Source organism: Marinobacter sp. CA1 (assembly GCF_020546665.1).
Classification (GTDB): Bacteria; Pseudomonadota; Gammaproteobacteria; order Pseudomonadales; family Oleiphilaceae; genus Marinobacter; species Marinobacter xestospongiae.
Genome location: NZ_CP071785.1, coordinates 2,304,270 through 2,315,521, shown reverse-complemented (window position 1 = coordinate 2,315,521; position 11,252 = coordinate 2,304,270). Strand labels below are relative to the sequence as shown.

At 59.3% G+C, this 11,252-nt stretch carries 12 protein-coding genes and 1 tRNA gene; 4 read left to right on the top strand and 9 right to left on the bottom strand.

The features are described from left to right. Positions 1-103: 103 nt before the first annotated feature. Together J2887_RS10640 and metH are read right to left on the bottom strand one after the other, a co-directional pair. Positions 104-349, bottom strand: a complete 246-nt coding sequence (locus J2887_RS10640; RefSeq protein WP_227175979.1) for a DUF2970 domain-containing protein — start codon at positions 347-349, stop codon at positions 104-106. Positions 350-399: 50 nt separating this feature from the next. Further along, positions 400-4,098, bottom strand: a complete 3,699-nt coding sequence (metH, locus tag J2887_RS10635) for a methionine synthase (RefSeq protein WP_227175978.1) — start codon at positions 4,096-4,098, stop codon at positions 400-402. A 225-nt stretch (positions 4,099-4,323) separates the two neighbouring features. Here metH and nfuA point away from each other — a divergent pair, with 225 nt between their 5' ends. The 3 genes from nfuA (at position 4,324) to J2887_RS10620 (ending at position 6,804) form a co-directional block, all read left to right on the top strand. Further along, entirely contained in the window at positions 4,324-4,911 is a 588-nt protein-coding gene (nfuA, locus tag J2887_RS10630; RefSeq protein ID WP_227175977.1) for a Fe-S biogenesis protein NfuA, read from the top strand. Positions 4,912-5,275: 364 nt separating this feature from the next. Beyond that, positions 5,276-6,439, top strand: coding sequence for a DUF445 domain-containing protein (locus J2887_RS10625; RefSeq protein WP_227175976.1), 1,164 nt, complete (start codon positions 5,276-5,278; stop codon positions 6,437-6,439). Positions 6,440-6,567: 128 nt separating this feature from the next. Next, entirely contained in the window at positions 6,568-6,804 is a 237-nt protein-coding gene (locus tag J2887_RS10620; RefSeq protein ID WP_227175975.1) for a hypothetical protein, read from the top strand. A 46-nt stretch (positions 6,805-6,850) separates the two neighbouring features. Here the strand turns inward: J2887_RS10620 and J2887_RS10615 are convergent, their stop codons facing one another. From J2887_RS10615 to J2887_RS10585, 7 genes are all read right to left on the bottom strand, one after another. Next, on the bottom strand, positions 6,851-7,906 hold the full coding sequence (locus J2887_RS10615; protein ID WP_227175974.1) for a glycosyl transferase family protein: 1,056 nt from the start codon (positions 7,904-7,906) through the stop codon (positions 6,851-6,853). A gap of 36 nt (positions 7,907-7,942) precedes the next feature. Then, the gene (locus tag J2887_RS10610; protein ID WP_227175973.1) at positions 7,943-8,263 is read right to left on the bottom strand and encodes a TusE/DsrC/DsvC family sulfur relay protein; all 321 of its coding nucleotides are present in this window, start codon (positions 8,261-8,263) and stop codon (positions 7,943-7,945) included. Next, complete coding sequence (gene tusB / locus J2887_RS10605; RefSeq protein ID WP_227175972.1) at positions 8,263-8,583, bottom strand: sulfurtransferase complex subunit TusB; 321 nt, start codon at positions 8,581-8,583, stop codon at positions 8,263-8,265. Before tusB ends, J2887_RS10610 begins: the two co-directional genes overlap by 1 nt. Next, positions 8,580-8,927, bottom strand: a complete 348-nt coding sequence (locus J2887_RS10600) for a DsrE family protein (RefSeq protein ID WP_227175971.1) — start codon at positions 8,925-8,927, stop codon at positions 8,580-8,582. The genes tusB and J2887_RS10600 overlap by 4 nt, the downstream gene beginning before the upstream one ends. Beyond that, a complete protein-coding gene (gene tusD / locus J2887_RS10595; protein ID WP_227175970.1) occupies positions 8,927-9,349 on the bottom strand; it encodes a sulfurtransferase complex subunit TusD in 423 nt (140 codons plus the stop codon). Before tusD ends, J2887_RS10600 begins: the two co-directional genes overlap by 1 nt. Positions 9,350-9,468: 119 nt before the next feature. Beyond that, positions 9,469-10,179, bottom strand: a complete 711-nt coding sequence (locus tag J2887_RS10590; protein ID WP_227175969.1) for a Bax inhibitor-1/YccA family protein — start codon at positions 10,177-10,179, stop codon at positions 9,469-9,471. A 147-nt stretch (positions 10,180-10,326) separates the two neighbouring features. Beyond that, positions 10,327-10,980 carry a hypothetical protein gene (locus J2887_RS10585; RefSeq protein ID WP_227175968.1) on the bottom strand — a complete coding sequence of 218 codons (654 nt, stop codon included), beginning with the start codon at positions 10,978-10,980 and terminating at the stop codon, positions 10,327-10,329. An 86-nt stretch (positions 10,981-11,066) separates the two neighbouring features. On the opposite strand from J2887_RS10585, the gene J2887_RS10580 reads away from it, so the two are divergent. Continuing rightward, a tRNA-Ser gene (locus J2887_RS10580) sits at positions 11,067-11,157 on the top strand. The last annotated feature ends 95 nt before the right edge of the window (positions 11,158-11,252 follow it).

Here is an 11,252-nt window from a genome sequence, read left to right as displayed (position 1 = left end):
CAGACAGCCAGGCCGATGCCGTCGTTATCACCGTCGTGATCCTGTTGGCGGTCAGCTTCGCCGTGATCTGGGTAAGCGGGCAGTAGCGCGACTGGTGGTTGGATCAGGATGACAGCACCCAGCGCACCACCAGTGCCAGCGTGAGCACGAAACCGGTGGTGAACAGGATGCCTGCTACGATGTAGGGCCAGGGACTGTGGCCGGCAAAGTCTTCCTGACGCCGCTTTTCGGACTGAACCCCAAACGCCCCGGCCAGGATGCTTTGCATGACTTTGAGTACCCCGGGGGAGCGGGCTCGGTCAGGCTGGGATTCCGGCGTCTGGGTCTGTGATTCTCGCTCTTCCAACATGTCTCTGCCTCCTGGTCGTCCTTGGGGGAGCGCTGGAGGCAGAGCGGCGGTTATTCCGCCGGATCATACCCCAGGCTGGGGGCCAGCCAACGCTCGGCATCATCACGGCTGATGCCCTTACGTTCAGCATAGTCCTCCACCTGGTCACGTCCAATGCGGCCAACGGCAAAGTACTTTGACTCAGGGTGGGCAAAGTACCAGCCCGACACCGCCGCAGCCGGGAACATCGCAAAATGTTCGGTCAGTTCAATGCTGGCGTTCTCGGTCGCGTTGAGCAGCTCGAACAGCGCGGCTTTCTCGGTGTGATCCGGGCAGGCCGGGTAACCGGGGGCAGGGCGAATGCCGCGATAGCGCTCCTTGATCAGCGCGTCGTTATCGAACGCCTCATCCGGGTCATAGCCCCAGAATTCCTTGCGCACACGTTCGTGCATGCGCTCGGCGAAAGCCTCGGCCAGACGGTCCGCCAGGGCCTTGACCATGATCGCGTTGTAGTCATCGTTGGCGGCTTCGAACTCTTTGGCAAACTCTTCTGCGCCGATGCCGGTGGTAACGGCAAAACCGCCGACGTAATCGCAGCGCTCATCACCTTCGGGTAACACAAAGTCGGACAGCGCCTGCATCTGCTTGCCCGGTGATTTCTCATCCTGCTGGCGCAGGTGGTGGAGCACGGTCAGTTCCTCACGGCGGCTCTCATCGGTGTACACCACGATGTCATCACCACGACGGTGCGCCGGCCAGAAACCGATGACACCCTTTGCCGTGACCTTGCGCTCATCGATCATCCGGCGAAGAATCCGCTGGGCGTCGGCAAACAGGGTGCGGGCCGCGTCACCCCGCTTGGGATCGTCAAAGATGGCGGGGTACTTGCCGGACATGTCCCAGGAAATGAAAAACGGCGTCCAGTCGATGTAGGGTTCCAGTTCCGCCAGATCGTAGTCCTCGAACACCCGAACCCCGGTGAACTCCGGCCGGGTCGGGTTATAGTCCGCAAGTTCCAGCTCGGTGGCGCGCTCACGGGCCTGTTTCAGGGACACCAGCTTCACCCGGTCGCCACGATTCTTGCGGCGCTCCCGGATGGTGTCGTACTCGTCGCGGGCAGCGGAGACGAAGCGCTCCTTGGCTGAATCACTCAGCAGCTGGGACGCCACGTTGACGCAGCGGGAGGCATCGGAGACATAGAGTGCAATGTCGTTCTGGTACTGAGGCTCAATCTTGACGGCGGTATGGGCCTTGGAAGTGGTGGCACCGCCAATCATCAGCGGAATCTGGAAATCCAGCCGCTGCATCTCCCTGGCAACATGCACCATTTCATCCAGCGAGGGGGTGATCAGGCCACTGAGGCCGATGATGTCCACGTCCTCTTTGCGGGCGGTTTCCAGAATCTTGTCGCAGGGCACCATTACCCCGAGATCGATCACCTCGTAGTTGTTGCACTGCAGCACCACGCCGACGATATTCTTGCCAATGTCATGAACGTCGCCCTTGACCGTCGCCATCAGGATCTTGCCCTTGGCTTTCTGGCCTTCGCTCTTCTCCGCTTCGATGAACGGAATCAGATGGGCCACCGCCTGCTTCATGACCCGGGCGCTTTTGACCACCTGGGGCAGGAACATCTTGCCGTCGCCGAACAGGTCGCCCACCACGTTCATGCCATCCATCAACGGGCCTTCGATCACTTCGATCGGGCGCTCAGCGTTGATGCGACAAGCCTCGGTGTCTTCAACGATGTAACTGGTGATGCCCTTGACCAGCGCATGCTGGAGCCGCTTCTCAACGGGCCACTCCCGCCAGGCCAGGTCTTCCTCCTGGGTCTTGCCGCCCTTGCCGCGGTACTTCTCGGCGATTTCCAGCAACCGGTCGGTACCATCGGCACGCTTGTTGAGGACCACGTCCTCAACCATTTCCTTCAGATCCGGCTCGATCTCATCGTAGACCACCAGCTGGCCCGGATTGACGATCCCCATGTTCATGCCGGCCTTGATGGCGTGGTACAGGAACACGGAGTGGATCGCCTCGCGGACCACGTCGTTGCCCCGGAACGAGAACGACACGTTACTGACGCCGCCGGAGATCGAGGCGTGGGGCAGGTTCTCACGAATCCAGCGGGTTGCCTCGATGAAATCAACCGCGTAGTTGTTGTGTTCCTCAATCCCGGTGGCGATGGCGAAGATGTTGGGGTCGAAAATGATGTCGGCCGGGTTAAAGCCAATCCCCACCAGCACATCGTAGGACCGTTTGCAGATCTCCACCTTGCGTTGATAGGTGTCGGCCTGACCGGTTTCGTCGAACGCCATCACCACCACCGCGGCGCCGTAGCGCATGCAGTCACGCGCGCGTTTGATGAATTCGTCTTCGCCTTCCTTCAGGCTGATGGAGTTCACCACCGCCTTGCCCTGGACGCACCGCAGACCGGCCTCGATCACCTCCCACTTGGAGGAATCGATCATGATCGGCACCTTCGAGATGTCCGGCTCGGAGGCCACCAGATTGAGGAAGGTAACCATCACTTCCCGGGAATCCAGCATGCCCTCATCCATGTTGATGTCGATCACCTGGGCACCGTTCTCGACCTGGTCCCGGGCGACACTCAGCGCTTCCTCATACTGCTCTTCCTTGATCAGGCGCAGGAAACGCTTGGAGCCGGTAACGTTGGTGCGCTCACCGACGTTAATGAACAGAGTGTTCTCGTCGCCGGTGAACGGCTCCAGCCCGGACAGCCGCAGAGCGGGTTTGACGTCTGGAATGGCGCGGGGAGGGTACTTGGCCACGGCTTCCGCGATGGCGGCAATGTGGTCGGGGCGGGAACCACAGCAACCACCAATAATGTTGAGGAAACCATCCCGGGCGAACCCCTCAATGATCTCCGCCATCTCCTCCGGCGTCTGATCGTACTCACCAAACTCATTGGGCAAGCCGGCGTTGGGGTGGGCGCTGACGTAAGTGGTGGCACGCCGGGACAGCTCTTCCACGTAAGGCCGCAGTGCATCCGCACCCAGGGCGCAGTTGAGGCCCACGGAGATGGGCTTGGCATGGGCAATGGAGTTCCAGAACGCCTCCGTGGTCTGGCCGGACAGGGTCCGCCCCGACGCATCGGTGATGGTGCCGGAAATCATGATCGGCAGGGCAATGCCGCTGTCCTCAAAGAATTGTTGGGTGGCGTAGATGGCCGCCTTGGCGTTGAGGGTGTCGAACACCGTCTCGATCAGGATCAGGTCGCAGCCGCCTTCAACCAGGCCACCCACCGCCTCGTAGTAGTTGTCCACCAGGGTCTGGAAATCGACATTGCGGTAGCCGGGATTGTTCACGTCCGGTGAAATGGACGCGGTACGGGAGGTAGGGCCAACGGCGCCGGCGACAAAGCGAGGTTTGTCGGGCTGACGTGCCGTCACCTCATCCGCAATCTCCCGTGCCAGGCGGGCGGATTCGACATTGAGCTCACGGGCAATCGCCTCCAGGCCATAGTCCGCCTGGGACAGCTGGGTGGAGTTGAAGGTATTGGTTTCGATGATGTCGGCGCCGGCAAGCAGATAGTCTTCATGGATTTTCCGCAGCAGTTCACGCTGGGTCAGGCACAACAGATCGTTGTTGCCTTTCACCTCCCGGTCGTAATCGGCAAATCGTTCGCCACGGAAGGCAGCCTCATCCAGCTTTTCATTCTGGATCATGGTGCCCATGCCACCATCGAGGACGACGATGCGCTCTTTCAGGATCTTGTTAAGGGTGGCAAGGCGCGTTTCGCGGTCATTCATAGGACGTGCTTCCGGCTCTCATCGGTGTCAGGTGGCGCGAGATCATAGCAAAAATGCTACACACCGTCCTGAAGGTTTTCGTCTAAGGATATGATCCCTGACCCGTTTTCCCGGACTGTGCAGCGCACAGGCACCCGGGAATGTCTGAGTGTATTGGTTGGTCTTTTTTGTTCGCTGGAACTCCATTAAAATAAACCCACATTCTTCAAACAGGTTTTATTGGAAATGGCACTGGTAACTGTGACAGATTCCGCGCGGGACTACCTAGCGCAACTTATCGAGAAGCAGGACGTGGAAGGCATGGGGGTTCGCATCTTCGTGACCCAGCCCGGTACCAAGCATGCGGAAACCTGTTTGGCTTACTGTCCGCCGAACGAGATTGTGCCCACCGATGAGCAGGTTGATCTGGAGAAGTTTACCCTGTTCCTGGATCATGCCTCGGTACCGTTCCTGGAAGATGCCTACGTCGACTACGCCAAGGACCAGATGGGTGGCCAGCTCACCATCAAAGCGCCCAACGCCAAGGTACCGAACGTTGACGAGAACGCTCCGCTGCCGGACCGGATCAACTACGTCCTGGCCTCTGAGATCAACCCCGGTCTGGCCTCCCACGGTGGCGATGTGGCCCTGGTTGAAGTGGTGGACGAATCCGTCGCGGTATTGCGTTTTGGCGGCGGCTGCCAGGGCTGCAGTGCGGTGAGCCTGACCCTCAAGCAGGGTGTGGAATCGACCCTGAAAGAGCGGGTGCCGGAGATTACTGCGGTCCGCGACGTCACCGACCATTCCGTCAAGGACAATGCCTACTATCAATAACTGTGATCACTATCAGTAACCGCGATCGCTGTCAGTAACCGTACCTGGTTTCAACAGGAGGTTTGCGGACCCGCAACAGGCCGGTGATCCCTAAAAAGTCGGCCCCTCTGGCATTGTGATAGACCCTTCCTGACAAACCGGCGGTATGGCCGGTTTGTCGTTTTTACGGCTTCGTTTCCCGTCTGTGCATGGCGGCACGGCCAATGCCCGCCATTCCCGTATACTTCATCATTTTTCGCACAACGAGAATAAGGGTGGGCGTTTCCGGTTGGGGACGGTCACTGCAGCAAACCATGCGCGCAAGCGCCGAAATTTGTCACTGGGGTTTATCTTGGTCGATCTCGCACTTTGGTCAGTGCCGCTCATGGCTGCGATCGTGGGCTGGTGTACCAACTGGCTGGCAATCCAGATGTCGTTCTATCCGGTCCAGTTTATTGGGCTTGGCGTTGTAGGCTGGCAGGGGGTCATTCCCCGCAAATCCGAGAAGATGGCCCACATCTGTATTGACCGCACTCTGCAGCAGTTCGGCAACCTCAATGAAGTCTACCGAAAGCTGGAACCCCAGCGCATCGTTGAACAGATTGTGTCCCAGGTTACCCCCCGGCTGGACGAGTACATCGATGAGGTGATGTACGAGATCCAGCCCGTGCTGTGGGACAACATGCCGCTGTTCCTGCGCAACCGCATCTACCAGTGGGCCAGGGAACAGCTACCGTCCCGGATTGAAACCATGGTGGAGGATTTCGGTGACGACCTGAACGACCTGGTGGACCTCAAGGCGCTGCTGAGCCGGGAGCTGTCCACCCATCCGGACCTGATGAACCGCATCTTCAAGGAGGCAGGCTCTGTTGAGCTGAACTCGGTGATCAACAAAGGCGCCATTATTGGCGGCCTGCTGGGGGCTGCACTGGTGCCATTCTGGGTGCGTTATCCGGAACCGTGGTTGTTGCCGCTGGGCGGATTTCTGGTGGGGTTTGCCACCAACTGGCTGGCCATCAACCTGATTTTCAGCCCGCTACGTCCCCGCCGACTGCTGTTCTGGCGCATCCAGGGCCTGTTCCTGCGGCGCCAGCCGGAGATCAGCGAGATCTGGTCGCGACTGGTGGCGGAAGAGTTGATCACCGTTGAAAAAGTCGCCGACGCGATGATTCACGGTAAACACGGTGACCGCACCCGTACCATCATCCAGAAGCACCTGCGACCGCTGCTGGACAACACCGTGATGATGAAACTCACCACGCAGGTGGCCATCGGCATGACCGGCTACACCGATCTCAAAAAAGCAATGAACAACAAGGCGGTACTGGCCACCCAGGATGTATTCTGCGACCCTGCGTTCAATCGTGAACGGGCGCCGGTTGTCGCCAGCGTACTGTCGCAACAGATGAAAGGGCTCGGACCGGAGGAGTTTCAGGACATCCTGCGGCCAGCCTTTCGGGAAGAAGAACTGCAACTGATGGTGATCGGCGGTATTTTCGGCGCATTGGCAGGGGCACTGCAGTTTGCCCTGCTGAACCTGGCGGCCTGACTGGAACGGGAGACGTTATGGCATTCTGGCAGACACTGCTGATTCACATTGTCGCAACAGCGGCGACAGTAACACTCGTTTTATCAGTATTTTACTGGCTTATTCTAAAGCCTTTCCTGAATAGGAAAGTGGAACAGCTCATTGCCGCCACTGACCAGCTGGAGCCAAAGGTACGGGCCGGGGTAAAACAGGGGGTCAGCGAGTCCCTGAAGGAGCTGCCGGACGCCGCGGCGAAAGAGTCCACCCGCCAGTTTCTGAGGTTCGGTTCGGATCTGTTTGAGAATGGCCTGAGCAGCTTTCTGGGCACGGCCGAGGACCTCGCTCGACGATCCAACGGCCGTGAACGCCCCCGCAATCAGTCATAACAAGCCGGTCTTAACAGAGCCGGGGCAGCTGTAAAGCCGCAAGCAACTAGGACGCCGCAAAGCGTGTCTTGTCGCGTCCGTCCCATAACCGCTGGGCGAGGGCCATTGCTTTCTCCTGGCTATCGGCGCGGCCGGTCTCCAGCAACGCCAGGGCAGCCGTCGACACGGTTGCCGCCTCGCCGTAACTGTCCCGTTCCTCACCCCGCCAGACCCGGCGCATCGCCTCCATTCCAATGGTTTCGGGCTTGACATGCCGGCGTTCGAACAGCGCCGGCCAGGTCACTTCCGCCAGGCGGCCTTCGCCCACACCATCTTCAGCAAGTGTTGCCTGGAACACCTTCAGGGCGTTGTCCGGATTGCGCTCAATCTCACCGCCTTCGCCACGGATCACCGCCAGGTGCTGATAGCCCAACAGCAGCCCCGCCTGTTGGTGCATGGGCGCATAGGGTGGGTGAAAGATGCCCTGAAGCACTGTACGGGCACCCAGCGGGTTAATCAGCCGGGCCAGGGAGTGCACAGGGGAGCGCAGGCCCATGATTGGGCGCAAGTCAATCATCTCTGCCAGGGGTTTGGCAAACCGGGCCAGGGGCAGGTAACTGAAGCCCTGGCTATCGAGCTGGCTTTTCACCTCATCCCAGGACTCCGCCGTCCGAAACCCGAAATCCGCCATCGCTTCACTGAGGTAAATGCGTTCGGGGGTATGCCCTTCGGCACCATGGACGAACACGCGAAGGCCGTGTTCGGCCAGCAGCAGGATGGAGAACAGGAACCAGGGATTGTGGCGACGCTTACCGGCGTAGGATGACCAGTCCAGATCCACCTGCAGTGAGGCCGGCGCCTGCGCCTGATCCCGCACGGCCTGAACGAAGCCTGCCAGCTCCTCCGGTGTTTCCTCCTTGACCCGCAACAGCATCAGGAAGGCGCCCAGCTGGACGTCCTCCACCTCACCACGAAGGATCAGTGCCATGGCGTGCCGCGCTTCGTCGAAGGTCAGCGAGCGGGAACCGCGCTTTCCCTTGCCCAGGATGCGGACATAGGGCGCAAAGGGGTGCTCACCGGGTTTCGGCTTGGGCAGGGCAGAAGATGGCTGCTTCAGGTCCATGGCAACTCCAGGGTCAAACAATGAAATGAAAAGCGGTTACAGGCAGTTGGTTGGCCTGGGCAGACCGGCGATGCGGCAGGCGGTCTTGGCCGGGGTACCCGGGAACAGCTGCATCAGATAGATGCTGTTACCCTTGTCGTCTCCCAGCGTTTCCTTCACCGCCTTGACGAACAGCCGGTTGGACGGCGGGGACATCTGGTAATCCCGGTAGAACGAGCGCAGGAACTCGATGATCTCCCAGTGCGCCCCGGTGAGTTCGATTCCGTCCTCACCGGCAATCACCGCCGCAACATCGCGGCTCCAGGCCCACGGATCTTCCAGAAAGCCTTCGTTGTTTCGTTCAGGGGTCTGCGACATTACCAACTCACTGTCTTGTCAGCGCCAGCGGCCAAGGCCACCAGCTCCTCATAATCAATCACGATCACGCCAGTCTGGCCGTTATCGGCCGCCAGACCTCGGGCCGCCAGATCTGGGCCCAGAGCATAGATGGCGGCGGAGGTTTCAAGCCCGCTGGCCAGCGCCAGCACTGCATCCTCAATCAATACCAGGGCATCGGTCGCCGCCAGGGTGGCGAAGCACAGGCGGGTACGTGCATGCCCCGGCGGCTTATTGAGAATGTGCAATACTGCATGACGGCTCGCCATACCGGCGCCATCAGCCACTGAGGATTCACTCATAAACACACCACATCATCAAAGCGGGCCAGCAGCGTCGGCTCCACCGTCACCGGCATAACGCCGGTGACGCACTGGCTGGCATCAAGGCCAAAGTCTTCCAGGGACTGCTGATCTGCCAACAGGGCGCCAATGCCAAAAATCGGGGCTGCAGCGAGATTGCGCTCCACCGCCTTCTGGAAAATGCCGGCCGGGTCCTGTCCCGCACGTAGCCAGTTCACACCAACGCCACTAAACAGCAGGGTGACGGGTTGATCAAAGGCCGCCAGGGACAGCGCCATGTCCATCGATTCGCGACCACTCCAACTGCCATAGGGCGAGCGATCCACAATCACCAGCACCGACATCAGTGACCGCCTCCCGGCTGGAAATACAGCACCCGTGACGAAGAGGTCATGCTCTCCACCCATTCCCCGAGCCCCAGCAACCGGAACGGAGGCTGGACATTGTGGGCATCCCGTTCGTAACGCCGGGCCTCGCCGTCATCCACCAGGCCGCGGCGCAGGGCAGAGGCAATACAGGCCACGGCGGGAATCTGTTGTTGGGCAATAAAATCCGACCATTCCCGGTGCCAGTTCACCTCGTCGCTGGGAGCGCAGCAAAGACTGCTGGCCAGGTGAACGCCGTCACCATAGAGGAATACCCGATCAATGGCATGCCCAGCAGATACGGCCGCCCTGGCAAACGACAGCGCTGTCTGCGGCGCCTGACTGACGTACGGGGCGCCGGTAATCACCAACGTAAACGAAACCGGTTTGACGGCACTCATTGCAACCTGCTGAATTCCAAAGCGAATGGATGAATGAAATGGGATAGTTCTGGCCGCATTGTAACCCAGAAACAAAAAACCCCGGCAATAGGCCGGGGTTTTTCTTGCCAGCGGGCAGATCAGTCGTCGCTGAAGGCGCCGATGAGGTGCAGCAAGCTGGTGAACAGGTTGTAGATGTTCAGGTACAGCGCAGTCGTGGCCATGATGTAGTTGGTCTCACCACCGTTAACGATACGGCTGGTATCGAACAGGATCAGACCGGACATCAGCAGCACGATGGCGGCACTGATGGCCAGGCTGAAGGCGCTGACATCAACACCGAACAGGGAAGCAACGAAGCCACCCAGGGCAGCGAAGATCACCACCATCAGGCCGGCGAACAGGAACCCGCCCATGAAGCTGAAGTCCTTCTTGGTGGTCAGCACGTAGGCAGACAGCGAGAAGAACACCAGGGCCGTTCCGCCCAGGGCCTGCATCACAATGGCGCCGCCATTAGGCAGGGCGAGGTAGTAGCTGAGCAGCGGCCCAAGGGAAAGACCCAGCAGACCGGTGAACGCGAAAACCACGCCGATACCGGCCGTGCTGTTGGCGGTACGCGGCAGTACCAGCCAGACCAGCGCCAGGGCGCCAAGACTACAGATCAAGCTGGCGCCACGGCCCAGACCAACTGCCATGGACACACCGGCCATCACGGCACTGAATGCCAGAGTCATGGCCAGCAGGGTGTAGGTGTTACGCAGGACCTTCGAGACGTCAGCATTGAGACCGGTGGATGTACCGGCGTGCGACGCCTGGTAGGCCTGCCGGGTGTGAACTTGTCTGTGTTCCATTATTTTCTCCGATTGAATGACGAGCCAGGGTTTGTAGTTACGATGACTCTTACACTACCCCTCATCATAATGTTGCATACGTAACTTTCAATCATTTACGACCTCCAACCCCCACAAGGATTTCATTAAATCGGGGTAATGTTGGCGTTACTGCTCGGGAGAGGGCGGGGCGTCCTCAAACCCGGAAGCGCTGACTGGCAGACCTTCCTGCACCAGAAAGCCCGCGACCACCTTCCAATCCCGGCTATCGTCGGGAAACCAGTAGCGGTAACCAGCGCCGTCCTGGTACCTGCTGGCCAGAAACAGACAGTGCCGGTCACGGCCAAACTCCAACCCCGACAGACCTGCCAGAGCAATGGTGTCCGGTTCGCCATCCCGGAACAGAAAGAGGGTCTCTTTCCCCAGAGCAACCGCGGGGTCGCGGTCGTCGGGAAATGGTTTACAGCCCGCATAGTCGGGAAACTGCTTCTTCAACCTCGCCTGGTGGCGCCTGATCAGAACCGGGTCTATCGTCTTGAGCACAAACGGCAGAACTTTCCAGATGAAGACAACCATCAGAACGCTTTTTGCCAGGCTTCCCAGGTAGCGCCAGAGATCGCCCTCCGCGTGTTGCCATTGGGTGATCATTGCCTGCCCGAGCGTATAGAGCAGAAACGCCATCAGTGAGATAAAAACGAGCAGGCGTGACAGTTTTTTGAGGGCGTTCTTCATAGGCGTCCATGTCCCGGGCAGATCTTTCCATAAGGCGATGATACGTTCTTTCCGCCTGGCAGTGAAAACGGGGGACTCAAAGAATTCCATGAATTCGATTGCAAGGCGTTGACAGGCAGGGCGATTCCGGTATGATGCACACCGCTGTCGCAACGACGGCGTAAAAAGTGTTAAACGGTGGGCTGGCAGAGTGGCTGAATGCAGCGGTCTTGAAAACCGCCGAAGGTTAGTAGCCTTCCCGGGGTTCGAATCCCTGGCCCACCGCCATTTTTTCCTTTAAATGCAATACTCTACAGATCCTTTCAAGATTCCTCCTAAGAGCTACCGAAAAGCTCTCGATAACTCCATGTTCTATGGTTTTA

What these genes read in the sequence shown, in the direction of transcription:
- J2887_RS10640 (WP_227175979.1), bottom strand. Translation starts at nt 349, where the DNA reads ATGTTGGAAGAGCGAGAATCACAGACCCAGACGCCGGAATCCCAGCCT.
- metH (WP_227175978.1), bottom strand. Translation starts at nt 4,098, where the DNA reads ATGAATGACCGCGAAACGCGCCTTGCCACCCTTAACAAGATCCTGAAA.
- nfuA (WP_227175977.1), top strand. Translation starts at nt 4,324, where the DNA reads ATGGCACTGGTAACTGTGACAGATTCCGCGCGGGACTACCTAGCGCAA.
- J2887_RS10625 (WP_227175976.1), top strand. Translation starts at nt 5,276, where the DNA reads ATGGCTGCGATCGTGGGCTGGTGTACCAACTGGCTGGCAATCCAGATG.
- J2887_RS10615 (WP_227175974.1), bottom strand. Translation starts at nt 7,906, where the DNA reads ATGGACCTGAAGCAGCCATCTTCTGCCCTGCCCAAGCCGAAACCCGGT.
- J2887_RS10610 (WP_227175973.1), bottom strand. Translation starts at nt 8,263, where the DNA reads ATGTCGCAGACCCCTGAACGAAACAACGAAGGCTTTCTGGAAGATCCG.
- tusB (WP_227175972.1), bottom strand. Translation starts at nt 8,583, where the DNA reads ATGAGTGAATCCTCAGTGGCTGATGGCGCCGGTATGGCGAGCCGTCAT.
- J2887_RS10600 (WP_227175971.1), bottom strand. Translation starts at nt 8,927, where the DNA reads ATGTCGGTGCTGGTGATTGTGGATCGCTCGCCCTATGGCAGTTGGAGT.
- tusD (WP_227175970.1), bottom strand. Translation starts at nt 9,349, where the DNA reads ATGAGTGCCGTCAAACCGGTTTCGTTTACGTTGGTGATTACCGGCGCC.
- J2887_RS10590 (WP_227175969.1), bottom strand. Translation starts at nt 10,179, where the DNA reads ATGGAACACAGACAAGTTCACACCCGGCAGGCCTACCAGGCGTCGCAC.
- J2887_RS10585 (WP_227175968.1), bottom strand. Translation starts at nt 10,980, where the DNA reads ATGGAATTCTTTGAGTCCCCCGTTTTCACTGCCAGGCGGAAAGAACGT.